This is a genomic window from Bacillus sp. JJ1562, assembly GCF_036962705.1.
In the GTDB taxonomy this organism is placed as follows: Bacteria; Bacillota; Bacilli; order Bacillales; family Bacillaceae_L; genus Ferdinandcohnia.
In genome coordinates, this window is record NZ_JBALOQ010000059.1 from 28,120 (window position 1) to 53,569 (window position 25,450).

Annotated in this window: 25 protein-coding genes and 1 other annotated feature; of the genes, 6 read left to right on the forward strand and 19 right to left on the reverse strand. The window is 37.2% G+C overall.

What is annotated here, in order from left to right:
- Positions 1 to 157: 157 nt before the first annotated feature.
- The 4 genes from V7097_RS24175 to V7097_RS24190 form a co-directional block, all read right to left on the reverse strand.
- The gene (locus V7097_RS24175) at positions 158 to 1,057 is read right to left on the reverse strand and encodes an RluA family pseudouridine synthase (protein WP_335706192.1); all 900 of its coding nucleotides are present in this window, start codon (positions 1,055 to 1,057) and stop codon (positions 158 to 160) included.
- A 217-nt stretch (positions 1,058 to 1,274) separates the two neighbouring features.
- Positions 1,275 to 2,069, reverse strand: a complete 795-nt coding sequence (locus V7097_RS24180) for an NAD kinase (protein WP_335706193.1) — start codon at positions 2,067 to 2,069, stop codon at positions 1,275 to 1,277.
- 17 nt (positions 2,070 to 2,086) lie between these two features.
- A complete protein-coding gene (locus tag V7097_RS24185; RefSeq protein ID WP_335706194.1) occupies positions 2,087 to 2,728 on the reverse strand; it encodes a GTP pyrophosphokinase in 642 nt (213 codons plus the stop codon).
- A 23-nt stretch (positions 2,729 to 2,751) separates the two neighbouring features.
- Entirely contained in the window at positions 2,752 to 3,129 is a 378-nt protein-coding gene (locus V7097_RS24190; RefSeq protein WP_335706195.1) for a hypothetical protein, read from the reverse strand.
- A 144-nt stretch (positions 3,130 to 3,273) separates the two neighbouring features.
- Between V7097_RS24190 and V7097_RS24195 the strand changes: the two genes are divergently transcribed.
- The 4 genes from V7097_RS24195 (at position 3,274) to V7097_RS26060 (ending at position 6,119) form a co-directional block, all read left to right on the forward strand.
- Positions 3,274 to 3,873 (forward strand): CYTH domain-containing protein, encoded by a 600-nt coding sequence (locus V7097_RS24195; protein WP_335706196.1) that lies wholly within the window; start codon positions 3,274 to 3,276, stop codon positions 3,871 to 3,873.
- Complete coding sequence (locus V7097_RS24200) at positions 3,870 to 4,484, forward strand: lytic transglycosylase domain-containing protein (protein ID WP_335706197.1); 615 nt, start codon at positions 3,870 to 3,872, stop codon at positions 4,482 to 4,484. Before V7097_RS24195 ends, V7097_RS24200 begins: the two co-directional genes overlap by 4 nt.
- A gap of 199 nt (positions 4,485 to 4,683) precedes the next feature.
- Positions 4,684 to 5,523, forward strand: coding sequence for a ClpXP adapter SpxH family protein (locus V7097_RS24205; protein ID WP_335706221.1), 840 nt, complete (start codon positions 4,684 to 4,686; stop codon positions 5,521 to 5,523).
- Between the two features lie 416 nt (positions 5,524 to 5,939).
- Positions 5,940 to 6,119 (forward strand): hypothetical protein, encoded by a 180-nt coding sequence (locus tag V7097_RS26060; protein WP_438824273.1) that lies wholly within the window; start codon positions 5,940 to 5,942, stop codon positions 6,117 to 6,119.
- A gap of 33 nt (positions 6,120 to 6,152) precedes the next feature.
- Here the strand turns inward: V7097_RS26060 and pepF are convergent, their stop codons facing one another.
- From pepF to V7097_RS24230, 5 genes are all read right to left on the reverse strand, one after another.
- Positions 6,153 to 7,973 (reverse strand): oligoendopeptidase F, encoded by a 1,821-nt coding sequence (pepF, locus tag V7097_RS24210; protein WP_335706198.1) that lies wholly within the window; start codon positions 7,971 to 7,973, stop codon positions 6,153 to 6,155.
- Between the two features lie 93 nt (positions 7,974 to 8,066).
- A complete protein-coding gene (locus tag V7097_RS24215) occupies positions 8,067 to 9,305 on the reverse strand; it encodes a competence protein CoiA (protein WP_335706199.1) in 1,239 nt (412 codons plus the stop codon).
- A gap of 326 nt (positions 9,306 to 9,631) precedes the next feature.
- Positions 9,632 to 10,300, reverse strand: coding sequence for an adaptor protein MecA (gene mecA / locus V7097_RS24220; protein WP_335706200.1), 669 nt, complete (start codon positions 10,298 to 10,300; stop codon positions 9,632 to 9,634).
- A gap of 335 nt (positions 10,301 to 10,635) precedes the next feature.
- Complete coding sequence (spxA, locus tag V7097_RS24225; RefSeq protein ID WP_099354197.1) at positions 10,636 to 11,031, reverse strand: transcriptional regulator SpxA; 396 nt, start codon at positions 11,029 to 11,031, stop codon at positions 10,636 to 10,638.
- A 241-nt stretch (positions 11,032 to 11,272) separates the two neighbouring features.
- Positions 11,273 to 11,848: a GNAT family N-acetyltransferase gene (locus tag V7097_RS24230; protein ID WP_335706201.1), complete on the reverse strand. Its 576-nt coding sequence runs from the start codon at positions 11,846 to 11,848 to the stop codon at positions 11,273 to 11,275.
- Between the two features lie 147 nt (positions 11,849 to 11,995).
- On the opposite strand from V7097_RS24230, the gene V7097_RS24235 reads away from it, so the two are divergent.
- Entirely contained in the window at positions 11,996 to 12,181 is a 186-nt protein-coding gene (locus V7097_RS24235) for a hypothetical protein (RefSeq protein WP_335706202.1), read from the forward strand.
- Between the two features lie 65 nt (positions 12,182 to 12,246).
- Here V7097_RS24235 and V7097_RS24240 read toward each other — a convergent pair whose 3' ends face one another.
- From V7097_RS24240 to V7097_RS24265, 6 genes are all read right to left on the reverse strand, one after another.
- Entirely contained in the window at positions 12,247 to 13,452 is a 1,206-nt protein-coding gene (locus V7097_RS24240) for a putative glycoside hydrolase (protein ID WP_335706203.1), read from the reverse strand.
- A gap of 203 nt (positions 13,453 to 13,655) precedes the next feature.
- The gene (locus tag V7097_RS24245) at positions 13,656 to 14,594 is read right to left on the reverse strand and encodes an ABC transporter ATP-binding protein (protein ID WP_335706204.1); all 939 of its coding nucleotides are present in this window, start codon (positions 14,592 to 14,594) and stop codon (positions 13,656 to 13,658) included.
- An 8-nt stretch (positions 14,595 to 14,602) separates the two neighbouring features.
- On the reverse strand, positions 14,603 to 15,652 hold the full coding sequence (locus tag V7097_RS24250; RefSeq protein WP_335706205.1) for an ABC transporter ATP-binding protein: 1,050 nt from the start codon (positions 15,650 to 15,652) through the stop codon (positions 14,603 to 14,605).
- Positions 15,653 to 15,664: 12 nt separating this feature from the next.
- A complete protein-coding gene (locus tag V7097_RS24255; protein ID WP_335706206.1) occupies positions 15,665 to 16,582 on the reverse strand; it encodes an ABC transporter permease in 918 nt (305 codons plus the stop codon).
- A 3-nt stretch (positions 16,583 to 16,585) separates the two neighbouring features.
- Positions 16,586 to 17,521, reverse strand: a complete 936-nt coding sequence (locus V7097_RS24260; protein ID WP_335706207.1) for an ABC transporter permease — start codon at positions 17,519 to 17,521, stop codon at positions 16,586 to 16,588.
- 100 nt (positions 17,522 to 17,621) lie between these two features.
- Entirely contained in the window at positions 17,622 to 19,259 is a 1,638-nt protein-coding gene (locus V7097_RS24265; protein ID WP_335706208.1) for a peptide ABC transporter substrate-binding protein, read from the reverse strand.
- A 172-nt stretch (positions 19,260 to 19,431) separates the two neighbouring features.
- Positions 19,432 to 19,670, forward strand: a binding site (T-box leader).
- Positions 19,671 to 19,750: 80 nt separating this feature from the next.
- Here V7097_RS24265 and trpS point away from each other — a divergent pair.
- Positions 19,751 to 20,740 (forward strand): tryptophan--tRNA ligase, encoded by a 990-nt coding sequence (gene trpS / locus V7097_RS24270; protein WP_335706209.1) that lies wholly within the window; start codon positions 19,751 to 19,753, stop codon positions 20,738 to 20,740.
- Positions 20,741 to 20,802: 62 nt separating this feature from the next.
- Here trpS and V7097_RS24275 read toward each other — a convergent pair whose 3' ends face one another.
- From V7097_RS24275 to V7097_RS24290, 4 genes are all read right to left on the reverse strand, one after another.
- Positions 20,803 to 21,552, reverse strand: a complete 750-nt coding sequence (locus V7097_RS24275; RefSeq protein ID WP_335706210.1) for a YjbA family protein — start codon at positions 21,550 to 21,552, stop codon at positions 20,803 to 20,805.
- 157 nt (positions 21,553 to 21,709) lie between these two features.
- Positions 21,710 to 22,618, reverse strand: a complete 909-nt coding sequence (gene opp4C, locus V7097_RS24280) for an oligopeptide ABC transporter permease (RefSeq protein ID WP_335706211.1) — start codon at positions 22,616 to 22,618, stop codon at positions 21,710 to 21,712.
- Between the two features lie 15 nt (positions 22,619 to 22,633).
- The gene (locus V7097_RS24285) at positions 22,634 to 23,584 is read right to left on the reverse strand and encodes an ABC transporter permease (protein WP_335706212.1); all 951 of its coding nucleotides are present in this window, start codon (positions 23,582 to 23,584) and stop codon (positions 22,634 to 22,636) included.
- Between the two features lie 145 nt (positions 23,585 to 23,729).
- Positions 23,730 to 25,403 (reverse strand): peptide-binding protein, encoded by a 1,674-nt coding sequence (locus V7097_RS24290; protein WP_335706213.1) that lies wholly within the window; start codon positions 25,401 to 25,403, stop codon positions 23,730 to 23,732.
- Positions 25,404 to 25,450: the final 47 nt, after the last annotated feature.

Below are 25,450 nucleotides of genomic sequence, written 5' to 3' on the forward strand. Positions count from 1 at the left end.
TAATATTTGGATTACGATGTACCTCCAGCTCAGTTCGAGGGTCACCAACTTCCTAATATTTGGATTGTGATGTATCTCCAGCCCAGTTCGAGGGTCACCACCTTCCAGTTTTCGGAATATCATGCACCTCAACCACAAGAAAAACACAAAAGCGACCTCAAAAGGTCGCTTTTTCCAGTAACTCTTTCATATCTTCCGGTAGTTCTGCATAAAAGACTACCTCTTTTTTATCCATTGGATGCAAAAAACTAAGCTCTCGGCAATGAAGTGCTTGCCTGCCCATTTCCACACGCAAGCCTCCATACAAATCATCTCCTACAATTGGATGACCAATATGAGAAAGATGGACACGAATTTGATGGGTTCTCCCTGTCTCTAGCTGGAGCCTTACATGCGTGCAATCACCAAGCTTTTGAATAACTTGAAAATGGGTAACTGCACTCTGTCCATCCTCCCTCACCTGGCGCTCAATAATACTGTCATCTTTCCTTCCAATTGGGGCATCGATCGTCCCGGAATCCACATCTACCCCACCATGCACTATGGCTTCATACGTCCTTTTCAATCTTCCTGCCTTTTGTTGCTTAGATAAAAGATGATGAATGTGACGATGCTTTGCAACTAACAATAGTCCAGATGTATCTCGATCTAGTCGATTAACTAAATGTACCGTTGCATTAAGACCTTTAGATTGATAGTAATACAAAAGTGCATTCGCTAGGCTTCCAGTTGAGGCATCCCGGGATGGGATTGATTGCTGATATGGCGGTTTGTTCACAACCAATACATAAGGGTCCTCATACACTATTTGTAAAGGTAGATTTTCAGGTTTTAATTCTAAACTTGGTTGCTCTGGTGGGAATACAACCTTAAGGACCTCGCCTTCCATTAAACGATGTCGAACCGTGACAGGAGTGCTATTGATAAAAATGCCACCACCTGCGAACTTAATATCGGTAAGAGCCGTTTTTGAAATGTCATGCTCTTTTAAAAAATCTTTGACTAACTTTCCTGTATCATGTGATGATACCTTCCATTCTAATGTAAAAGCCGCCACAATCTTCTATCCCTTCCAATAGTTCAACTACGACTCGCAGCGACTAGCGAGACTTCCTTCACCCTTCGTACGATAAGCTCAACATCGGTCACCGTGTTTCCTTTATCTCCTTATGGAACACAGACTAAGTACGCCACATCCTGTGGCAACGTCTGTGTGACCCGCTTCGTGTGGGCCCCAGTCCGTACGTCGCTATACGCTCGCCTCCGCATTTCTGTTAGTCCGATATAAACGAATCTCGTACCCTCTTCCAAAATGGGAAGGGGCGGAATCGTGCGAAACGGACTTTTTCAGGAGCGACGCGGCATTGAATAGATTTCACATCCTTGTGTAAAAGGGTTAAATGATCAATCGTAATGTGAAAATCGACATCATTTACTGGTTTCATTAAAATCGTATGATGGTTCGGTAAAATCAATGGTGAACCGACCGTTCGAAACACCCGATTATTAATTGAAGCCATTTCCGCAACCTGTATGGCCTCAATCGATGGATGTAAAATGGCCCCCCCGAGGGCTTTGTTATATGCAGTACTTCCTGAAGGTGTCGATATACATAACCCATCACCACGGAATGTTTCAAAAAGCTGGCCCTTGATTTCAAGGTCCATCACAAGCGATCCCTCTACACTTTTTACCGTACATTCATTTAAAGCAAGATATCTAGATTCCCGACCACCGTTGATATAACGAATATATACCTCAAGTAATGGATATTCAACCACCTGATATGGAGTTTTAGCAATGGCAATTACGAGTTTCTCTATTTCTTCTGGAACCCAATCTGCATAAAACCCAAGATGACCTGTGTGAATACCTACAAACGCTGTTTTATCTAATCGGCTGCGGTAACGGTGAAAAGCATATAATAGTGTTCCATCTCCTCCGACAGTTACGACAATATCAGGTTGATCCTCGTCATATGTGAGCCCGAAGTCCATTAAGTATGTTTTTATTTTTTGCATTAATGTATTCGAGTTCGAGTCACCTCTCGAAGTTACAGCAAATTTCATGTCTTACACCCTATCCATTAAGTTTTATCAGAATCCTTACTATCCGTTTTTCTTGAAAAAATAACTTGTGCTTCTTGAATTTCGCCCCGTATTTTAGACATTTCCTCATCAAGAAGATAGGCTGCTTCTGCCGCACGTTGTAGGCGATGCTCGATTTCTTCAGGAAATCTGCCTTTATATTTGTAGTTTAAGGAATGTTCAATCGTTGCCCAAAAATTCATAGCAAGAGTCCGAACCTGTATTTCTACTAAAATTTTCTTCTCACCATTAATGGTTTGAACAGGATACTTGATCACGAGGTGATAGGAACGATATCCGCTCTCTTTCTTTTGTGAAATATAGTCTCGTTCTTCAACAATTTCTAAATCATTTCGCATCCTTAATAATTCAACAACCAGCTTGATATCATCTACAAATTGACACATCATTCGCAAGCCTGCGATGTCTTGCATCTCTTCTTCGATTTTGTCAAGCGGTATGTTTTTCTTTGATGCTTTATCTAAAATACTAGGGATTGGCTTTACTCTTCCTGTAACAAATTCGATTGGGGAATGGGTACCTTGCATTTCAAATTGAGCTCTCATCCCTTTAAGCTTAATTTTTAGCTCATCAATCGCCTGCTTGTATGGAGCCAAAAAAAGATCCCAGTCTTTATTCATGATAGTCCCCCGTTTTTCTTAGCTTATTCGGATAAAAATGTGCTCTCAACGAGCTCGACCATCTCATTTCCATAATTGGCATTACCTTCAATATTTTCTAATAGGTATTCCAATTCAGGAATGATGTCGGCTAGTTCAATTTCGTTTTCTTCTAGGTGTAAAATAACTTGTTGTTTTTCAGAAATAACTTTTTTAAGTGATGGCCAGACAGCTGATGGCAAACTCACATATATAAATTCCTGTTCATTTTCAAGTTTGTAAATGAATGCTAGTGAATCGGAATCAACGAGCATTTGACCACTGGCACGCAATCCTGCCGTGCCAAAATCTGTTTGATCCGCCTTAAGCTCTAATCCGTTGTTAGAATAATTTAAATGACTAATTTCAATACGCTTCTGCATTAGTAATCTCCTTTTTCTCATTTCCAAATCCACACCTATTTTATCATATGTACATCGAATCTATAAAGAAACTGCTAACCAATTCTTAAAAAAGACACATCGCATGATATAATATAACAAACTGTTATAAAGGACGTTGAAAAAATGCGCCAAGAGCTTGAGATTGAATTTAAAAATATTCTAGAAGAAGACGAATATTATCAATTACTTTCTGCATTCTCGATCGACGATGACAAAATAGTGATACAAGAGAATTTTTATTTTGATACAGCCGAGTTTTCTTTGAAAAATCTGGGGGCTGCCCTTCGAATTCGTGAAAAGAAAGGTACATATACACTCACATTAAAACAGCCAGCCCCTCGTGGATTACTTGAGACACACCAAGAATTAACAATTGAAGAAGCCAAACAAATGCTTGATGGTGGTCATATTATTGAAGGTGATGTCTCTTCCATTTTAATAACACTATCTATCAATCCAATGGATATTACATTCTTTGGGTCACTTAAAACCAAAAGAGCTGAATTCGAATATAAAAATGGCTTACTCGTATTGGATAAGAGTTACTATTTAAACACAAGTGATTTCGAGATAGAATATGAAGTAACCGATGAAGTGTCAGGAAAAGTTATTTTTAAAGAGCTACTCAATCAATACAATATACCAATTCGTAAAACAGATAATAAAATTCTAAGATTTTATAATCGAAAAAAACAAATTCTACTAGGAGAGGAACGCAGTTGAAGATAGATTTTAAAGTATTAATGGAGCTACAGGCGCTACGAAATGTTTCAACTACAGATTCACCGTCAACGAATAATGACGGCTCCATATTTAAAGACATGCTGTTACAGCTGATGTCTAATTCACCTAATACACCAGCTGAAAGTATCCGTTCGCAGGTTAATCTTACATCTTTAAATAGCAATAAACATTATATGCCGTTAACGATTTCAAATTCTCAAACTATATCTGTATCCACCAGTTTTGATGATTTGATTCAACAAGCGGCACAAAAGTACAATGTTGATGCACGTTTAATTAGCTCTGTCATTAAGCAAGAATCCAATTTTAATCCAAATGCGAAAAGCCATGCAGGTGCGACTGGTCTAATGCAGCTTATGCCTGCAACAGCACGTGGATTGGGCGTTACAGATATTACGGATCCAGCTCAGAATATAGAAGCAGGTACAAAATACCTACGAAATATGCTAGACCGCTATAATGGAAATGTTTCACTTGCTTTAGCCGCATATAATGCCGGACCTGGAAATGTTGACAAGTATGGTGGCATTCCGCCCTTTAAAGAAACACAAAATTATGTAAGAAAAGTAACGGAAACGTATATCGGATAACATGGACTCTCCCTCCTATTAAGGGAGAGTTTTTTCATTTATACCAAAATAATATTTCGATTCCATAAATTTCATTCCCATAAAAGTGCGCTTTATTTGAGTTAAATCTCTTCCATTGATAAAATGTTATTACATTCAACATATGATATACACTCCTTGCGAGTAGAAAGGGGGTAAGGTCTTGAAACATAATGAAAATATGGGATTCAATCATTCATCTAGTAACCGGCCATTGGAAATCTATATGTTTATTGATCCACTATGTCCTGATTGTTGGTCATTGGAACCCATATTAAAAAAGCTAACAATTGAATATGGAAAGTATTTTACGATTCGCCATATTTTAAGCGGCCGCCTTGCTTCCTTGAATATTCAAAAGAAGAATAAGCCTGCTGATTTGGCTCAAGTGTGGGAACGCACTGCAAGTAGATCAGGAATGTCTTGTGACGGAAACCTATGGCTTGAAAACCCAATTTCTGCTCCTCATTCTGTATCAATTGCGATTAAAGCTGCAGAACTGCAAGGAAAAAAAGCAGGAATCCGTTTTTTACGAAAGCTCCAGGAAAATCTTTTTCTAGAAAAACGTGATATTTCTGATGCAGATGTATTGCTTACGTGTGCAGAAGAGGTTGGTCTTGATGTAAATGAATTTTTAAATGATCTTCATTCATCAAGTGCTGCAAAAGCATTTCAATGCGATTTAAAAATAACATCTGAAATGGAAGTGGATGAAATTCCGACACTTGTTTTCTTTAATGAGAACATTGAAGAGGAAGGCCTGAAAATTACTGGCTGTTATCCATATGAAATGTATGTTCATATTATTCACGATATGCTTGGTGAAAAAATAGAACCTACTCCTCCACCATCATTGGAGGATTTCTTAAAATGCTTTAAATTTGTTGCCTCAAAAGAAATTTCAGTTCTGTACGATTTACCTATACCAGAAGTCGAACGTGAAATGAAAAAGCTAATATTAAAGCAAAAAGTTGAACAAGTTCCTGTTAAATACGGTACTTTCTGGAGATATATGGAATAAAAGTGCAAGCGCCTTGCTCAGCCCCGACAAGCATAAGAAAAGCCGGCGAGAAGGATGCCTTTTATCCTTCTTGACGGATTGGCTTATGACCTCGAGGGGCTAGGCGCTGGAGCTAGATATAGAATAACAAAAACGACTTGAACCCAATTGGTCCAAGTCGTTTTTCTATTTCAATAAAGGGGATGGGAGAAATTTCACTTCAAACAAAGGGGTGTTGTTTGTGTGATTACTTCTTGATTAAATGATAACAAGATTGATAACCATTTTCAACTATTTGTACATTTTTTCACAAAGTTGTCAAATTCCTATTCTTAAAACGTAAGCTTGGACATAGATATAAAATATATAGTGAAACTTCGATCAATGAGGAGTTTATTTTTCGTTAATCTGAATTCATATGTATGGAGGACTTAAAAATGAGGAAAATCGGGCTGATAATTGGGACTTTCATGATCATCATCACCTTTGGACTAAATATATTGGGTTTAATGAAATTAATTCCCCTTTATATCACAACCCCTCTTTTATTTCTTTCATTACTTGTGACACTCGTTATTTATAATCATCGTAATCGTTTCAGGGGTTTTCGTTCATAGCGAAGGGCATCCAACACGGATGCCCCCTTTTTATTATTTCTCTAATAATTTTTCCATTTCAGTTAGTGTAGCTTCGAATACTTTACATGCTTCTTTGATTGGTTCTGCAGAAGTCATGTCCACACCCGCATTTTTTAGTACCTCAATTGGATAATTAGAGCTTCCCGCTTTTAGGAAATTGTTAATATAACGATCAACAGCAGGCTTACCTTCTTCTAGGATTTGCTTACTTAATGCCGTTGCCGCACTGTAGCCTGTTGCATATTGATACACATAATAATTGTAGTAGAAATGTGGAATACGTGACCATTCTAATCCAATTTCCTCATCCACAACAATATTAGTTCCAAAGTATTTTTTATTCAGTTCATAATACATTTCTGTGAATAAATCAGGTGTTAATGCTACTCCCTCTTGGGCTTTCATATGAATCATATGTTCAAATTCCGCAAACATAGTCTGACGGAATACTGTTCCTCTAAAGCCTTCAAGCTGATGATTTAAAAGATATAATCTTTTTTGGTCATCATCAATTGTTTTTAATAAATAATCTCCGAGTAGTGCTTCATTACAAGTTGATGCTACTTCTGCTACAAAGATGGAATAGTTTCCATAAGTGTACGGCTGGTTATTCCTTGTATAGTAGCTATGAACGGAGTGGCCAAATTCATGGGCTAATGTAAATAGATTGTTCACATTGTCCTGCCAGTTCATAAGGATATATGGATTTGTACCATAGGTTCCTGAAGAATAAGCCCCGCTTCGCTTTCCTTTATTCTCGTGAACATCCACCCATCTATTATCAAAGCCTTCTTTTAAAACATTTAAATAATCCTCGCCTAATGGAGCAAGCCCATTAAGGATATAATCCCTTGCTTCCTCATAAGAAACCTCCATTTTTACATCCTTCACAAGTGGTGTATAGAGGTCATACATATGTAGTTCATCTACACCTAGAGCTTTTTTGCGAAGGTCGACATAGCGATGCAACAGTGGAAGATTATCATTTATGGTATTTACTAAGTTATCATACACGGTCTCAGGTATATTATTGCTGCTTAAGGCCGCTTCACGGGCAGATTTATAATTTCGAACACGGGCATTAAAATTATCCTTTTTAACAGTTCCACTCAATGTGCTTCCAAAAGTGTTTTTAAATTTGCCATATATGTCATAAACTGATTTGAACGCTTCTTCTCTTACACGTCGATCTGAGCTTTCGAGGAAGCGAATATAACGACCATGCGTAATTTCAACCTCTTCCCCATTCTCATCTTTAATAGTTGGGAATGTTAAATCTGCGTTGTTTAACATACCAAACGTATTGCTTGAGGAATCCATTACCTCATAGGCTTGTGCAAGCAATGCTTCTTCTTTTGCAGTTAGAACGTGTGGACGTTCACGATTGATGTCGTTTAAAGCATGCTCATATACCTTCAGTTCCTCTTTTTCTGCTAAGAAGGATTTGATTTTTTCTTCATCGACGGATAGAATTTCAGGTACGATAAATGCAAGTGCACTTCCTACTTGTGTATATAGATTTGTTGCACGATCATATAACCCCTGATAAAGCGAATTTGATGTATCCTGGTCATTGCGCATATGCGCATATGTATAGAGTTTCCCCATTCGTAAAGAAATCGCATCTTGATAAGCTAATGCCTTATAAAGCTTATCCGCAGATTCGCTAAGACTACCTTGGAATGCTTCAATTTCAGGAATCATCTCTTTTACTTCAGTAAATTCCTTTTCCCAATCTGCATCTGAAGCAAAAATATCTTCTAATCTCCATGTATCTTGCTCGGCAATTTCACTCCGATTAGGGAGCTTTTTAACAGTTGATTGTTCAGCCATTTTTTTAAACCTCCTATTTCCTATTCACTAAAAAGTATTCGATATGATATGAATTATCTCCTTTTTTATTGAAAAAGTTTAAGTTTTTTGAATTCAATCTCGACTCAGGTCTCTACCAATATTATGTTGTGCCAATCCACCTTCTTCATGCTTTCCAACACTTGCCAACTGTTTATCATCCATTTTACTAGCCTCATCTAAATTAATGGGTATTTCAAACACCCCTGCCTTTTCATATTTGGTCTTCGAGATTTTTTTAAGGTTGCCTGTTGCTACAAGTATTTGCAAGTATTCTTCTATGGCCTGTGAATATTGGGTATGAAACACCAAAGGCAGCTTTCTAACCAAAATATCTTTTGTAGCGATTCTCTTTGCAATGACCTCCATTACTTTAGAAAAAAAGAAAGTATCCCCTCTCCTAAGCTGAAGCAAGAAATCTAGCAAAATCCACATTTGCCATATCATCGGCGGTGTATGTAACCAGTAGCCTGATTGGACGGGTAATCCCGCCTCAGCAGGTAAGTGAGCCGGTGGTATACGGTTTTGATAAAGTATAGTCAAAAATGGAGCCAAATGGTTGGTTGAATATATAGAGTAACTTTCTCTCCATTTTTGTTTTTTTCTATTCCATAATTTTCGTAAAGTTAATGTAGGAATGGTTGGGGTCAAAAGTCTTGAAAAGGATATTACTTTTTCTTTATAAAAATGGATGGAACAAAAGGCTTCACCTGTTGTAAATGGTTGGAGATTAGATAGTTTGATGAATGTAGAAGTATCTGGGCAGTAATAAAGGATGCTAGGTTGGATTGGTTGATTGAAGGAGGTAGCAAACAGCCATTGAAATGGTGATAGACGAACCGAATAGGTAGACATTCGTTTAAACCATTTTGCCCCTAAAATCCAAATGGGCACGATTCCTTCATTTTTGTAGGAATCTGATCTTTTTTTAAACAAGGGATAATCGATTTGGGAGCATTGGTACTCAATTGCGTAGCGTTTATTTTGTGTTGTCACTAAGAGGTCTGGACGTTGTGAAATTTCGGGTAAAAATGGCTCGAGTATGACATCAAACCCTTGGGACTGGAACCACTGATATAGTTGTCGTTTACCCTCAAGGTGATACTCGGATTCTGGTTCTGTTTTTATGGTGCATTCTGCACCTTTTAGATGTGCGAAATGATGAGTCTTTTTCAAACCTGCTTTTAGCTGCACTTTGCTTTGGCATGCTGGACAAAGAAAGGCCTCATGGCTGCGAAGCTTAAGTAAATCTGAACGCTCCCATTTTTCCACAAGTGAAATGTATTCACCATTTTCACGTAATGCAACAAACACGGCATCATCTCCTTATTCAATATATTGGTTGCCCTATAAAATTAGCATAGATGACAGAGTTGTACAATTAAAAAATTATGAACTTTTTGAAACTCAATCAAATACACCTTGGCGTATTTGCGCCCAGATTTTTTAGGCCCACACGATGTGGGTCACAAAGACGAAGACATCAGGACGTGGCGTTCTTAGTCTTTGATCCTATGCTCGAAAAGTCTCCTTTGAAAATCGCATGTCTCCGTCGGAGGCTTTAACTTTAATCAGGGGAAGTCGCACTTCTCCTGATTAAAGTTAAAAAGCCGATTTCAAAAAATGAAATCGACCTTCGGTTATAGCGAGAAATATTTAACCATTTCTTCTAACGCATTCTCATTGATAATCTTTTTACCGTATTCTTCGATTCTATGAATCGACAATGCTGATTCTTGCCCATACTCTAACACAATGCTAAGCATATCTTCAAGTTCATCCTCTGTGTAGATTTCCTCGTTAAATTCGATAAATAAGTAATACTTATTTTCGAAGGAGTACAAGGAATTGGTTAATTCCTCAAGCTGGATTCGATGTGCAAGTGAAATGACATCTTCAAAATCTTGAAATCGAATTAAAAATTGGAAGTTTTCTTCCTCAAATTCCTCAATTAAATCTTTGTCCTCGTATTTTGAATGAAATTGTTGGTCAAGTAAAGATTCAATCTTTTCATCAACTGGAAGCTTATCATCGCCAGCAGGAAGCTCATATTTATTTCCATCTTTGGAAAGCTGTGCTCGTGTTACAAGAACTTCCAGACCTTTTTCTAACGCCTGGACCTGGATCCATAGTGGACCATCAATCGTGAATTCTTCTTCCTGATGAATTTCATCCATCATTTCCCAGAAGAGCTCTTCACTTCGCTCTCGGTTATACCAGATTTCTTCACGCTCAAACCCACGTTGCTCTATGTCATTATAAGAAATATAGAATTTTACTGTATGTTCGTTAATTCGTTCGATTTCCATTACAGAACCTCTCCCTTCTTGCTCAGATTTTGAAGGGACGTTATACCCCCGAGCCAGATACTCTTTTATTCACTTTTCCCATAAATGTTGTAGAATAACCTTAGACTAGAAAAAAGCCTATATCTTGTACTTTTATTTTATGTTAAAAGATATGAGAATGGAAATAAAAAAGGTTAATTTTAAAAAAACAGTTGTTTAGCCCGGATTAATGGTTATCATATTTCGGGTACCTTCTATTTTATGTACCATTATAATACGAATTGCGATGGAAAACGAGTAATATGTCCTAATAAATAAAAAAACTCCTACGTTTTTACAGTAGAAGTTTCTTGATGTTAGTTTACTAAGCGTTGTGCTTCTTTTAGTTGGAAAGTACGAACTTTTCTTGGTAGAAATCTGCGAATTTCGTCCTCGTTATATCCTACCTGAAGTCTCTTTTCATCGATAATTATTGGTCGACGAAGTAGACCAGGGTTTTCTTGAATTAATTTGTATAAATCCTGAAGAGGCATTGTCTCAAGATTTACATTCAATTTTTGGAATACCTTTGAACGAGTTGAAATGATTTCATCTGTTCCGTCTTCCGTCATACGTAAAATTTCTTTGATCTCTTCGATTGAAAGAGAATCTGAAATAATATTTCTTTCTTGATATGGAATTTGATTTTCCTCTAACCATGACTTCGCTTTACGGCAAGAAGTACAGCTTGGAGAAGTATAAAGAGTAACCATTAACCTTATCACTCCCTTAAAAGTAAAGTTATTACTTAACAATCTGCATGATTGGTCATGGGTGAAAATAATGCTAAATTAAAATGACTTTAATTAAGTAATTTCTTTAATTATTATACCTCAAATTTTCTGAGAAAGATAGACAATTTTGAAGAAAACTTTTGAATCATTAAGAGCTTGATACATCTATGGTTCTAAATAGAAAAGCAATAGGAATTGTCATTACCTATCTCATACAAAATTACACATTTTTTAAGATGTCCCGATTATCATTATTGTCGTTAAATGATAATACTTGATCAACGTCTTGGTAAGAATCTCCATAAAATTCTTTATCTTTATATATGTGAATTTCTTCATATGTTTTTCTCATGGCTTTAAATACAAGTTCTTCGGATTGATTTGTTGGAGACCAGTATAAAATCTCCATTTGATTAAGTTCATTTGTTGCCAATGATTTACGTTCGTATCCAATTGAGGTTGCATGTTCAAAACCTTCTCGTTTATAGAACCTTAACCTTTTTTCAGTGTCTGAGTCTTTATAATCGACGGGTTCGACCTCAAGTATAATTGGTTTACCCTTTTTCTTTAGTTTTTCGATGAGTTTATGACCTAAGCCTTGTCCACGGGATTCTTTTGAAACAAAAAGGTAGTCAATAAAAATAAAACGATCCAATTCAGCATACATGAGGACATGATAAGGTCCTTCATCTTTATAATATATATCCCCTTTTTCCTTCAAAAGTGTTTCCATATGTTCTTTTGATTTCATTTCTTCGGTTGGAAAATACTTATTTAGTTTCTCATACCAATTCATATATCTGCTCCTTGTATTTTTAATCGGATATCCATAGTGTATGTAAGTTAGGACAATTCGTTTTAAATATAGATATTCCCTCTTTTAATAAAAGTAAACTTGGAATAGAATAGAAGTAAGAAACCCTTTTCACGAAAGGAGATATTCATGGCAAACTACATAATGGATCTAGGTCTTATTGCTGTTTTGGTCATTGGTATTACTGCTTTGATGGGTGTTATGGCAAATGGCGTTGGAGAACGAGTTTTTGGAGGCAAATCTGGTTCTGATATTGTTAACCGTGATTTAAATGTAAAAGCTGGTTGGAAAAACGTTGGCGGACGAAAAAAATAACATAACGAAGGCTGGCCCTAACTTGGGTCAGCCATTTTTTATCTTTTTTTGCTCTTATAGTTGCCCTATGGCGTGTAATCTACGCCTTTTGTGTAGGAATTTGCGGCATTCCAAAGTAGAAATTCATTAATTCCTTGGTCTTGCAATCCTTTTATTTGAGCTTCAATTTCAGCTTTTCCGTAGACTGTATAATTTCCTTTTCCAAGCCAACTGGCTGTAAAGTCTTGTAGCCATGGTCTCGAAATTGGTCTGTTTTCAATTTGGCTAAGCTTATGATTTTCAACCTTTGCGTATTCGGATACTAATCGATACGGTTCAAGATCCGGACGTGGAATTCCAAAATAAGAAGTCCAGTGACTAGGATAAATCATTGATGAAATAACATCGACATGCTCTGAAATCTTTGAGAAATTTTGTCCAATCCCAGGAGCTTCTGGCAGAGTTGCGCTATATCCAAAAATATCAACCGAAACCTTTACATTATAGGGCTCTAATTTTTCTTTTGCATATGCAACAAAATCCGTAACTGCTGCAACACGTTTTTGGACATTATCAGAATTCGCTTTTTCATATTCCCCCATACCAAATGTTAATGATCGATCAAGTTTCTCAAATCCTTCAGGAAAGCGGACATAATCAAATTGAATCTCTTGGAATCCAAGCTTTGCAGCTTCAATTGCAATCCCTACATTGTAATCCCAAACCTCTTTTAAAAATGGATTTACGAATGCTTCCCCTCTCGGATTCGTCCAAACCTTATCACCTTCTTTAAACGATAAATCCGGTCTCTTCTTTGCTAATACCGAATCCTTAAACACGACAACCCTTGCGATTGGATAAATTTTCTTTTCCTCAAGCTTTTTAAGCATGGTCGTAGGGTCATTGATATAATCTTTACTAATTCCTTGATAATTTGAGCCTTGTGGCGGTACGTAAGTTAAATATCCGAAGTCGTCCTTAACATCAATAACCATTGCATTAAGGTCAGTCCCATCAATTAGTTGGACAAGTTGTGAAAATCGATCACCACCCGCTGAATGTGCAGAAACATAAATGCCTCTAATAGCGTCAGGGTATTCAAATTGAAGACCCGAATTAAATTCAAACCGGCTAACCGTTTCAGGGATTACTTTTTTAGTCATCACCAATTTACTGGTCGCATGAGATGCTATCGAGACATTTTCATTCTCTGCAGAGCCTGTTTGAGTTACAAAAAACAGACCAAATCCTACTACAACAAAAACCATTAGAAAAGAGATAATTTTTTTCATGATATCCTCCTTCCACTCTCTATTGACACATTATAAATAAGTTTTTCAGAAAATAATACAAAATTAGACAAACTTTTCATAACTTTTGTATTTATTCAATTGTATGAGCTGTTTTGTCTTTATAATTATAGTTTTCTTATAAACCATTGTGTTATAAGTGGTAAATGTGGTCAAAAAAAAATGGCCCTATTAAAGAGGCCATTTTAACTGTACTTTGCTTTATATTCTTTGTATTCCTTTTCTGAACAAGCGACAAGATGTCCTGGTCTAATTTCTCGGAGTTTTATCTCTTCACTTTCTAAATATCCATGCTCTTTTGGATCATAGATAAGTCTTTTCCGATCCCGTTCATAATCAGGGTCTGGCAATGGAATTGCTGATAACAATGATCTTGTATATGGATGAATGGGGTTTGAATATAAATCGTTCGCTTCGGCAAGCTCAACGATTTTTCCGAAATACATAACTCCAATTCGGTCACTAATGTATTTTACCATTGACAAATCATGAGCAATAAATAGGTATGTCAGCCCTTTTTCTTTTTGGAGCCTTTTCATCAAATTAACTACTTGTGCTTGAATGGATACGTCCAGGGCAGAAATTGGTTCATCTGCGATTATAAAATCTGGTTTTACCGCAAGCGCACGTGCAATTCCAATCCGCTGACGCTGTCCCCCAGAGAATTCATGTGGATACCGATTAGCATGCTCACGGTTTAATCCAACTGTCTCCAAAAGAGAATAAACTTGTTCCATTCGGTCACTATTGTTTTTGGCAAGCCCATGAATATCAATACCCTCAGCCACAATATCCGCTACAGTCATTCTCGGATTCAAAGAAGCATATGGGTCCTGGAAAATCATTTGCATCTTTCGGTTAAACTTTTTCAGCTCTTTTTTGGACTTTTTCCCATGAACATTTTCTCCGTTAAAAACTACCTCGCCACCGGTAGCATTATATAAGCGTATTATTGTCCTTCCAGTGGTTGATTTACCACAACCGGATTCACCCACTAGTCCTAATGTTTCTCCCTTGTAAATATCAAAAGTAATCCCATCCACTGCTTTAACCAAATTGGGTTTACCAACATTAAAATATTGTTTTAAATTTTTGATTTCAACTAGTTTTTGTTTTTCAGCCATTTCATTCATCATCCTTTCTGTTGTCTACCGGATGAGAAATTTTTCATTCGACGTCTTACGGCTTCAGGCGGTTCCACTTTTGGTGCGTCAGGGTGTAGAAGCCATGTTGCAGCATAGTGTGTGTCCGAAACCTTAAACATCGGTGGTTCCATTTCATAATCAATTTTCATTGCAAATCGATTTCTTGGTGCAAACGCATCCCCTTTCGGTGGATTCGTAAGATCAGGGGGTGACCCTGGTATTGCCAAAAGCTCTGTTCGATCATCATTATCTAGACTAGGCATTGATGATAATAATCCCCATGTATATGGATGCTTTGGATTATAAAATATTTCATCAACCGTACCGTATTCAACTATTTTTCCGGCATACATCACAGCAACCCTATCTGCGACATTGGCAACGACGCCTAAATCATGGGTGATAAAAATAATCGAAGTCTCCAGCTTTTTTTGGAGGTCCTTCATTAATTCCAATATTTGCGCTTGAATTGTTACGTCCAATGCCGTGGTTGGTTCGTCTGCAATTAATAATTTAGGGCTTGAAGCCAATGCAATGGCAATCATCGCACGCTGTCTCATTCCACCACTAAATTCATGTGGATATTGATTTACTCGCTTCTCGGGGCTGGCAATTCCAACAAGCCGGAGGAGCTCAATTGCACGATCCTTTGCGTTGCCCTTGGACATATTTTGATGCTTAATCAAAACCTCCATAATCTGCATGCCGACCTTCATTGTTGGATTAAGGGAGGTCATTGGGTCTTGAAAGATCATTCCTATATCCTTTCCGCGAATCTTCTCCATTTCCTTATTGGTTTTTGGAACAAGATCTTCTCCATCAAAAAGGATTTGTCCATTCGTAATTTTTCCAGGCGGCATTGGAATAAGCTTCATGATTGTTTGAGAAGTTACACTTTTACCTGATCCTGATTCTCCAACAATCGCAAGTGTTTCACCCTTATATAAATCAAAATTAACACCGCGGACAGCTTTTACTTCACCCGCATAGGTTTGAAAAGCGACTTCAAGGTCTTTTACTTCTAATAACTTTTCCATTGACTCACTCCCTTACTTGCGCATCCTTGGGTCTAATGCGTCTCGCATTCCATCGCCTATTACGTTAAAAGCAAAGATTGTGATACAGATTAAGATGGCCGGGAAGAACAAACGCCATGGATAGTATTCAAAAGCCGGCAATCCCTCTGAAGCCATCGTTCCCCAGCTGGCTAGTGGAACCTGCACACCTAAGCCAAGATAACTTAAAAAGGATTCAGTAAAGATTGCATTTGGAATCGTTAACGTCATGGTAACTAAAATTGGACCCATCGAATTCGGAATCAAGTGCTTAAACATAATTCGTTTGACATCTGCACCAAGCGTTTGAGCCGCAAGAACATATTCCTGATACTTCAACTGCAAGACTTGTCCTCTAACAATCCTCGCCATATTGATCCAGCCAGTAATTGTCATTGCAAGAATCATTGTGCCTAATCCTTGTTCGAGAATAACCATAAGTAAAATAACTAATAGCAAATAAGGTACCCCATATAAAATATCAGCAAATCTCATCATAAATTCATCAACTTTTCCGCCCATGTAGCCGGATATGCCACCCCATAACACTCCAATTACAAGGTCAATAACCGCCGCTGCAAGTCCAATAAATAAAGAGATTCGTGCACCTTCCCACGTCCTTGTAAAAACATCTCTCCCTAACTCATCTGTCCCAAACCAATGCACACTAGATGGTGCCTCATTGGCATGAGCAAGGTCAGTTGTTCGATAATCAAATTCATTCATCATAGGGCCAAAAATAGCCATAATTAATAAAAGGATTAAAAGAACGATACCCACTAATGCAAGTTTATTTTTCTTAAATCTTGAAGTGACATCCTTCCAAAAGGATAAACTTGGTTTAGAAATTTTTTCTGCTTCATTCTCATTTATAGTAGCTGGAGTAAACATTTCCTTTGGAATATTCTGCATAAGTTACTCTCCTTTCTTCGCCCCAGATAACTTGATGCGAGGATCAATAAATCCGTACAAAATATCGACAAGGAGAACAGAAATCAAGAGTAAGATACTATAAAAAACAGTGACTCCCATAATTACTGTGTAATCACGGTTTGTGATACTCGTTACAAATTCGTCCCCTAATCCTGGTATTCCAAAGATTTTTTCAATAACAAAGCTACCCGTTAAAATTCCTGCAGTTAAAGGTCCCATATATGAGACAACTGGTAGCATTGCATTACGAATGGTATGCTTCATGGTAATCGTGCCCTGAGCTAATCCTTTTGCACGAGCTGTTTTTATGTAATCATTGTTTAATACCTCAAGCATACTTGAACGAGTTAATCGTGCAATAAAGGCCATTGGTGAGGATGCAAGTGCAATTGCAGGTAAAATGGTATGCATAAAAGATTCCCATCTCGCAACAGGAAAAAGGTCTAGCTTAATGGCGAAAATATATTGTAAAACTGTAGCTAAAATAAAGCTTGGAACAGAAATCCCTAATACTGCAACTATCATGGCGGAATAATCCTGCCATTTATTATGATATAGGGCTGCAATCACACCTAATACAACCCCAAAAGCAATAGCGATTAGAATGGCCTCGATCCCTAAGAAAAGGGAAATCGGAAATCCATTATTTATGATTTCATTCACAGTCATTGCTTTATATTTGAAGGATGGACCGAAATCCCATCTTGCCACATCATATAAATAGTCAAAATACTGTTTATATAATGGTTGATCCAAACCATAATGGGCATTAAGAGCTGCTTCAATTTCTGGCGGAACTTCCTTTTCCTTTGTAAATGGACCTCCCGGAGCCGCTTGCATTAAGAAAAATGTGGCGGTTACAATCAGGATGAGAGAAACAATCATGTAGATTAGTCTCTTAATGATATATTTTGCCACTATGTACACCTCCTATTGCAAATCACTTACGGATTTTCAAAAAATAAGGTATATAGGCCAACTATATACCTTACTTTTTTTGTTTTTCTGGTGATTAGCATTACTCAAAATAAGCCCACTTAAATTGAGCATCACCTAATGGAGAAATAACAACTCCTTTTAGGTGGTCATTTTGAACCCAGTTGTTCGTATAGAAGTATATAGGTGCGATCGGCATTTCGCTTATTACTAATTGTTCTGCCTCTTTCAGTAATCCAAGACGCTTGTCCTTGTCTGTTTCTTTAGCAGCCTGTGAAAGAAGATTATTAAAAGTCTCGTTTGTCCAACCTGTATCATTATTTCCTTGTGGTACTGTATAGATTTCAAGGAAATTTACAGGGTCATTGAAATCGGCCAACCAGCCCGCACGACCAATTTGGAAATTACCTGTGTCAATATTGTCAAGGTACACAGTCCATTCCGCATTATTAAGGGTTACATTTACCCCTAGATTCTTTCTCCACATATCTTGGATTGCTTGTGCAATCTTTTGATGACCTTCTGAAGTATTGTAGGATAGCGCAATCGCAGGGAGCTCAGAAACGTCTGATAAGCCAAGCTCGTCTAACGCCTTTTGTAAATGGTCCTTTGCAGCATCAACATCATTATCTTTGAAATAACCTTTCTCGTTTTCCTTTAGAATCGCTGTTGGAACTAACGCCATGGCCGGTATTTGTCCACCTAAGGCAACATTATCTACAATCGCTTTTCGATCAATTGAATAAGCTAATGCTTTTCGAAGGTTTTCATTTTGGAATGGCTCTTTATTAATATTAAACTTATACCAATATGTTCCGGCAATTGATCTTTTTTGGAGAGTCCCTTCTTTCTCCAAAGTGGGAATGACATCCGTTGGCAATGATGACATAGGTGCACCAGCCCAATCCAACTCGCCTTTTTTGAAACTCTGATATTCTGTACTTGGGTCATTAATCATATCCATTGTGATTTTCGCTAGCTTTACGGAATCAGCATCCCAATAGTCCTTATTTTTTTCAAGAGTAATGGTTGCTGATTTATCTGTAATCACAAATGGTCCGTTCGAGACATATGATTCATCAACACGGTTTGCCCAATCTGGCTTGTCCTTTGCGATTTTACTGTTTACAGGATAATACGTATAAAAGGCCGTTAACTCTAAGAAATAAGCTGTCGGGTTGACTAATTTAACCTCTAATGTTTTATCATCAATTGCCTTCACACCAACATTTCCCATTTTATCGATTGAAATATCTGGAGTATCGTAAGCATTTTTTGCCCCTTCTACATAGTTGTAAATTTGTGAAGCATAGTCAGATTGATTTCCAGGGACCAGTACCCATTTCCACGCATATTCAAAATCATGTGCAGTAACAGGATCACCATTTGACCATTTGGCATCACGAATCGTGAAGGTATATGTTTTGCCATCTTCTGATACATCGATTTTTTCCGCCATCGCTTCTTCTGCTTCGCCATTTTTATTAATTCGAGTTAAACCTTCAAAAGCATGGGTCAAAACTACCCCAGATGTTGAGTCGGTCGCTAAGCCCGGATGTAGTGTTGGAGGTTCAGAACTTATATTGATTCTAAGTTCTTGCTTCGCTCCTTCACCTTCTGCTCCGCCGCCCTCCTCTTTTCCTTTATTGAATGTTCCACAGGCTGAAAGAACGATGGCACTCGCGAAAATTATACTTAATAGCCACGTTATTTTTTTCAAAAGATTTCCTCCTAATTATGTAATTTCTTTATTCATCTTTAAAAGATATACGCTACTTATGTTGTTTCAAAATGTGTCTACTTATGCGCGTTGGGTATCAATGTTTTCCAATTATTTTTCGCTACAATACTTGCAATTTAGTTTGAAAAGAATATAATAAAAATAATATGAATAACGTGCTATGAAGAAGAATAGTACATATGAATCCCATTTGGAGGATTTCCTCTTACAGAGAGTCTGTGGTTGGTGTGAACAGATAATGGAGCATATGGAATGGACTTATGAGCATCTTTGCTGAAAAAGTTGAGTAGGCACAGACGTATGCCTTACGTTACAAGGATACGAGAGATTTTACTCACTCAATTGAGTAAAATAACTAGGGTGGCAACGCGGTAACCATTCGTCCCTAACATTTAATTGTTAGAGGAGGATGGTTTTTTATTTTGTCTTTGACTATTATCAACAGAATATTTTTAAAGGAGAGAAACAAAATGCAAACTATTTTTTCAGGTATTCAACCAAGTGGGTCCGTAACATTAGGAAACTATATCGGAGCGATGAAACAATTTATTGAATTACAAAATGAATATAATTGCTTCTACTGTATTGTGGACCAACACGCGATTACCGTACCACAAGACGCAAAAAAATTACGCGAAAACATTAAAAGCCTAGCTGCTCTATATCTTGCAATTGGGCTTGATCCAGAAAAAGCAACTCTATTTATTCAATCAGAGGTTCCTGCACATGCTCAAGCTGGTTGGATGTTACAATGTGTCTCTTATATCGGTGAACTCGAACGAATGACTCAATTTAAAGACAAATCACAAGGGAAAGAAGCTGTTGTCGCTGGATTATTAACGTATCCCCCTCTTATGGCTGGAGATATTCTACTATATAATGCAGACCTTGTTCCTGTCGGTGAGGATCAAAAGCAACATATCGAATTAACACGCGATCTTGCAGAAAGATTCAACAAAAAATACCGCGAAATCTTTACAATACCTGATGCAAGAATCCCTAAAGAAGGCGCAAGAATAATGTCTTTACAGGATCCAACAAAGAAAATGAGTAAATCTGATCCAAACCCAAAAAGCTTTATTGCATTACTTGATGATCCAAAACAAATTGAGAAAAAGATCAAAAGTGCTGTAACAGATTCAGAGGGTATTGTAAAATTCGATAAAGAAAATAAACCGGGTATTTCAAACCTGCTAACTATCTATTCAACTTTCAGTAACAAATCCATTGAGGAAATTGAAGAAATGTATGATGGAAAAGGATATGGAGAATTTAAAGCAGACCTTGCAGAGGTTGTATTGAACGAAATTCGCCCAATTCAAGAAAGTTATTACGACATCCTAAATTCATCAAAATTAGATGAAATCCTAGATGCTGGTGCTGAAAAAGCCAATAAAGTAGCAAGTAAGACAGTCAAAAAAATGGAAAACGCCATGGGACTTGGGAGAAAAAGAAAATAAGTTCAATTTAAAAAGGATTTGTTGAAAAACAAATCCTTTTTTTCAAATTACCATTAATTATGTTACACTTTTGACTCATGTTCAATTTCCCAAAGCTTTTCAAAAAATGGTTGACCTTTAATTAGGTTTTCACATAGCTGAACATGTTTGCTTGTCCAACCGTTTCTGGTTTCTTCATAGAGGTTTTGCCATACTTCCTCAAACTGCATTTCCTGAATTTCTTGGTATCTCGAAGGATTCCACTCCGTATACCAATACCTGATCTCTGCCACATTTTTCATGGAAGCTAACTGATCTAAAGCCATAAATAAAAGCTGCTTAAGCTGCCTTTCCTTACGGGTTAGGCCTGCCATTTCAACAGGTGATGGAGATAATATGTGATATTCCTTATCCGTCGTACTATCCTTACTATCAAAGGTATAAGGAATCGCTTCATGTCCATTCACCATTTCATAAACGAGTTGTTCCTGCCGTGGAATTAATCGACTTTTCCGAATCGGAATGTTGTAGCCTATTGTGTCAATCGCCATAATTCCATGACCGTCTGTGACAACAAAACAATAATCTAGCTGAATCCGTTCATGATTTTTACGAACATATGCTTTTTGGTAAACATCCATTAAAAGTTGCTGTGGCAGTTCCATTAAATCATTCTCAATGTAGTTAAACAAAGGAGACTCAATTTTTAGCAAAGGTACCTGGTCTAACAGTTCAACACTATCATCCTTGCGCCATTCATGGAAGTGGCAAACGTTGTAACCATTTTCTTCACCTTCAAACCAATTTACCCAAATATCATGAAGAAACAACATTTATTACCCCTCACTTCAAAGCTGTTTGTCAACAGTATAGGCAGAAGGAGAAAATTTTATTCCAAAATATTCTTGTATTGCTAGAAAATACTTAAATGCTTTTCATGCTCATTATTTTTCGTTTCAAAAGAAAAAGCCAAGATGGCATCTTGGCTTTTTACTCATTTATTTTTGGATCAAGGGCGTCACGCAGACCATCACCTACGAAGTTAAAGCAAAGTACTGTAATCAAAATCATTACACCAGGAGCTGTTGGTACCCACCACTGGTTAAGCATAATGGTGATACTTTGTGCACCTTGTAGCATATTCCCCCAACTTGGAGTTGGTGGCATAATACCTAAACCAAGATAACTAAGAGCAGATTCTGCTAAAATAACTCCCCCAATGGAAAGTGTTGCTGCAACAATAATCGGCCCCATTGCATTAGGAAGGATCTCCCTAAAAATAATAGTGAAAGCTCTTGTACCAATTGTTTTTGAAGCTAATACAAACTCACGATTACGTAATGATAAGAACTCACCACGTACTAATCTTGAGGTCGTCATCCAACCTGTAAGGGCAAAGATAAGAATTAACTTATCTACACCTGGTTTAAAAAGAGTTACAAGTGTGATTAACAAAAAGATTTGCGGAATTGATAGCATGATATCAACAAATCTCATAATTATTGCATCAACAATACCGCCAAAATATCCTGCTATTGCACCAAGTGCAGTTCCAATCGTAATTGCACCCGCTACTGAAGCAAATCCTACTAATAATGAAACTCTAGCTCCATACAATATTCTTGTTAAGATATCACGGCCAAATGTATCTGTACCTAATAGATGTTCCTTACTAGGATCAGCGAGTCTCTTAATCAAATCCTGTTTGTCCGGATCATGTGGAGTTAAAAATGGCGCTAATATTGCTGCTAAAATAATGAGTGTTAATAACACGGCACCGATGACTGCGAGCTTATTTTTCAAAAACTTGCGAATCATTATTTTTGTTAATGTGTCTCCCTTTGTACGTAAACCTTGTAGTTCTAATTCGTTTCCTTGTGCTAAATTCGGCTGTGCCATCTTGCTTCCCCCCTTCTAGTATTCAATTCTCGGATCAAAGATAGCGTATAGAATATCGGCTATAAGATTTCCTACTACTACTAGTACGGAGGAAATTACAGTTATTGCCATTACAATTGGATAGTCACGTTGGAAAGCTGAATCAATGAATAACTTACCAAGTCCTGGCCAACCAAATACGGATTCAACAATAACAGAACCACCGATAAAGCTCGGGATCATAATTCCAAAAATCGTAATAACTGGAATTAAACCATTTCGTAATCCATGCTTTGCAATAACCTTTCCTTCTTTAAAGCCTTTTGCTCTAGCTGTTCTCATATAGTCTTGGTTAACAACCTCAATCATACTAGAACGGGTATATCTTGTTAAGCTAGCCATATCGGCTGTAGCTAAAACGAACGCTGGTAAGATTAAATGGTGGATACGATCCCAAATGCTAAATGGGGCATTCAGAGTTTGAGTACCTGAAGCAGGGAACCACTGTAAGTGAACAGAGAAAATCATAATTAAAATTAATCCAAACCAGAAATTTGGGATAGCAAGTCCTAAAAATGAGGACACAGTAACTGTATAGTCGACTTTAGAATAGGGACGTACTGCTGAAATAACACCAAATGGTACAGCGATGGCAATTGCTAATATGGTAGATACTCCCATCAACAAGAGAGTGTTTGGCAATCGATTCCAAATCAATTCGGATACATCTCTTCCCTTATTAATAACAGAATCCCCAAAGTCACCTTGAAGCATATTTCCAAGCCACTTGAAATACTGTACATGGACAGGGTCATTAAATCCGTATTTTTCCATTACTACTTCTCTATCTGCTGCACTAATATTAGGATCCATCAAAAGTGCAGTTGGGTCACCAGGAGCCATATGCATAATCGCAAAAGAGACGATGGTAATTCCTAATAATAGGGGAATAGCCATTAACGTTCGGCGGATGATATAAGAGACCATAGCTATTTCTCCTTCACATTTTAATAAATTTATAGTCTATGATTGATCTAGATACATATATCCAGTAATTTTCAGTCTTTAAAAAAGAAAGAAGGAAGGGAAACTTTACCCTTCCCTCTGTAACTATCATGTTTGTTCGCTTTTATTAGTTTGCAGGTTGTAACCACCATTTATGAGCATTATAGAATGGGTTACGAGAATGGAACTCATAACCTTGCATTTCTTCCGGCATAGCACGGAATTCTTGAGGATAATACAAGTATGTGTATGCTTGGTCTTCAACAAGAATTTGGTAAAGATTTTTGTGAATTTCTTTGTACTTCTCAATATCAGTTGTTTGTCTTGCTTCTTCCATTAACTTATCAGCTTCTGGATTATTATACCAAGTCATATTTAATCCTTCAGCAGATTGTGATGAATGGAAAATATCATATTGGTCAGGGAATGTTGATAATGCCCAACCTAGAATCATAGCTTCGTAATCCCAGTTTGGAGCAGAAACTGCTTCAATGAATGCAGACCACTCAACGATTTCTGGTTTTGCCTCAACACCAATTTCTTTAAATTGCTGTTGTAGTACTACAGCGATATCTTCACGGACTTTGTTACCTTGGTTTGTTTTGATAGAGAATGACAATTCCTTACCATCTTTATCTACGATACCGTTTCCGTTCGTATCTTCCCAACCAGCTTCTTTAAGTAATGCTTTAGCTTTTTCTAAATCATATTCAAATTGTGGAACATCGTCATTGTAAGTCCACATTAATGGGCTGTCAGGAGCGTTAGCTGGTTGACCAGCACCATTCATAATGCTGTCTACGATTGCTTGTTTGTTAACAGCGTGTGTGAATGCTTGACGAACTTTCTTGTCTTTGAATCTATCATCCTGTTGATTAAATGCAAGGTAAGTGTAAGATAATGCTAAACCATCCTCAACTTTTGTACCTTCGATTGTTTTTACAGTATCAATTTCAGTTCCTGGAAATGCATTGTACATATCGATTTCACCAGCTTGTAATGCAGCAATAAGTGCGTTTGCATCAGCTACATAACGAGTAGTGATTGAATCTAAGTGTGGACGACCATCGAAATAATCTTCGAATGCTTCAACTTTTACAAATTCTCCATCTTTCCACTCAACGAACTTGAATGGACCAGTTCCGATTGGGCTCTTAGTGTTGAACTCATGCTCGTGTAATTCACCAGCAGGAACATCTTTTAGGATATGTTCAGGTAATACAGAATAGCTTAAAGTTGTTGGGTAGAAAGTAACGTCTACTTTGTTTAAAGTAAATTTAACAGTGTAGTCGTCGATCTTTTCAACTTTTTCCATGCTTTCAAAGTTAGATTTACGCTCAGATACTACATCTGGGTTTTTCATCATTCCATAAGAGAATACAACGTCATCTGCTGTCATTTCTTCTCCATCATGGAATTTAACACCTTGTTTAAGTTTTACAGTGTACTCTAAACCATCTTCTGAAGGAGTGATTTCTTCAGCTAGGTCATTTGTAACTTCAAGATCTAAGTTAACTGTTACTAATCCATTGTAAAGGAATCCTTCAATATCACTTGAAGCAGTATCAGTTGAGAAATATGGGTTGAATAATGTTGGGCTACCAGCAGATCCAACAATTAAATCTCCACCATCAACTGGTTCATTGTTTTTTGGTTCTTCTTTAGCTGGTTCTTCCTTTGCAGGCTCTTCCTCTTTTGGTGTTTCAGAAGCTTTTTCGCCTCCACCAGAACAAGCTGCTAAGAAAAGTGACATTGCAAGTGTTAGGACTAAAAATAGCCATAAGCTTTTTCTTAACTTCACGTTTGTTTCCCCCTATCATTTTGTTAGAATTTTTAGATTTTACTACT

Excerpts from the sequence above, each read along its gene's own strand:
- V7097_RS24180 (WP_335706193.1), bottom strand. The coding sequence starts at position 2,069 with ATGAAATTTGCTGTAACTTCGAGAGGTGACTCGAACTCGAATACATTA.
- V7097_RS24185 (WP_335706194.1), bottom strand. The coding sequence starts at position 2,728 with ATGAATAAAGACTGGGATCTTTTTTTGGCTCCATACAAGCAGGCGATT.
- V7097_RS24190 (WP_335706195.1), bottom strand. The coding sequence starts at position 3,129 with ATGCAGAAGCGTATTGAAATTAGTCATTTAAATTATTCTAACAACGGA.
- V7097_RS24195 (WP_335706196.1), top strand. The coding sequence starts at position 3,274 with ATGCGCCAAGAGCTTGAGATTGAATTTAAAAATATTCTAGAAGAAGAC.
- V7097_RS24205 (WP_335706221.1), top strand. The coding sequence starts at position 4,684 with ATGGGATTCAATCATTCATCTAGTAACCGGCCATTGGAAATCTATATG.
- V7097_RS26060 (WP_438824273.1), top strand. The coding sequence starts at position 5,940 with ATGAGGAAAATCGGGCTGATAATTGGGACTTTCATGATCATCATCACC.
- pepF (WP_335706198.1), bottom strand. The coding sequence starts at position 7,973 with ATGGCTGAACAATCAACTGTTAAAAAGCTCCCTAATCGGAGTGAAATT.
- mecA (WP_335706200.1), bottom strand. The coding sequence starts at position 10,300 with ATGGAAATCGAACGAATTAACGAACATACAGTAAAATTCTATATTTCT.
- spxA (WP_099354197.1), bottom strand. The coding sequence starts at position 11,031 with ATGGTTACTCTTTATACTTCTCCAAGCTGTACTTCTTGCCGTAAAGCG.
- V7097_RS24230 (WP_335706201.1), bottom strand. The coding sequence starts at position 11,848 with ATGAATTGGTATGAGAAACTAAATAAGTATTTTCCAACCGAAGAAATG.
- V7097_RS24235 (WP_335706202.1), top strand. The coding sequence starts at position 11,996 with ATGGCAAACTACATAATGGATCTAGGTCTTATTGCTGTTTTGGTCATT.
- V7097_RS24240 (WP_335706203.1), bottom strand. The coding sequence starts at position 13,452 with ATGAAAAAAATTATCTCTTTTCTAATGGTTTTTGTTGTAGTAGGATTT.
- V7097_RS24245 (WP_335706204.1), bottom strand. The coding sequence starts at position 14,594 with ATGGCTGAAAAACAAAAACTAGTTGAAATCAAAAATTTAAAACAATAT.
- V7097_RS24250 (WP_335706205.1), bottom strand. The coding sequence starts at position 15,652 with ATGGAAAAGTTATTAGAAGTAAAAGACCTTGAAGTCGCTTTTCAAACC.
- V7097_RS24255 (WP_335706206.1), bottom strand. The coding sequence starts at position 16,582 with ATGCAGAATATTCCAAAGGAAATGTTTACTCCAGCTACTATAAATGAG.
- trpS (WP_335706209.1), top strand. The coding sequence starts at position 19,751 with ATGCAAACTATTTTTTCAGGTATTCAACCAAGTGGGTCCGTAACATTA.
- V7097_RS24275 (WP_335706210.1), bottom strand. The coding sequence starts at position 21,552 with ATGTTGTTTCTTCATGATATTTGGGTAAATTGGTTTGAAGGTGAAGAA.
- opp4C (WP_335706211.1), bottom strand. The coding sequence starts at position 22,618 with ATGGCACAGCCGAATTTAGCACAAGGAAACGAATTAGAACTACAAGGT.
- V7097_RS24285 (WP_335706212.1), bottom strand. The coding sequence starts at position 23,584 with ATGGTCTCTTATATCATCCGCCGAACGTTAATGGCTATTCCCCTATTA.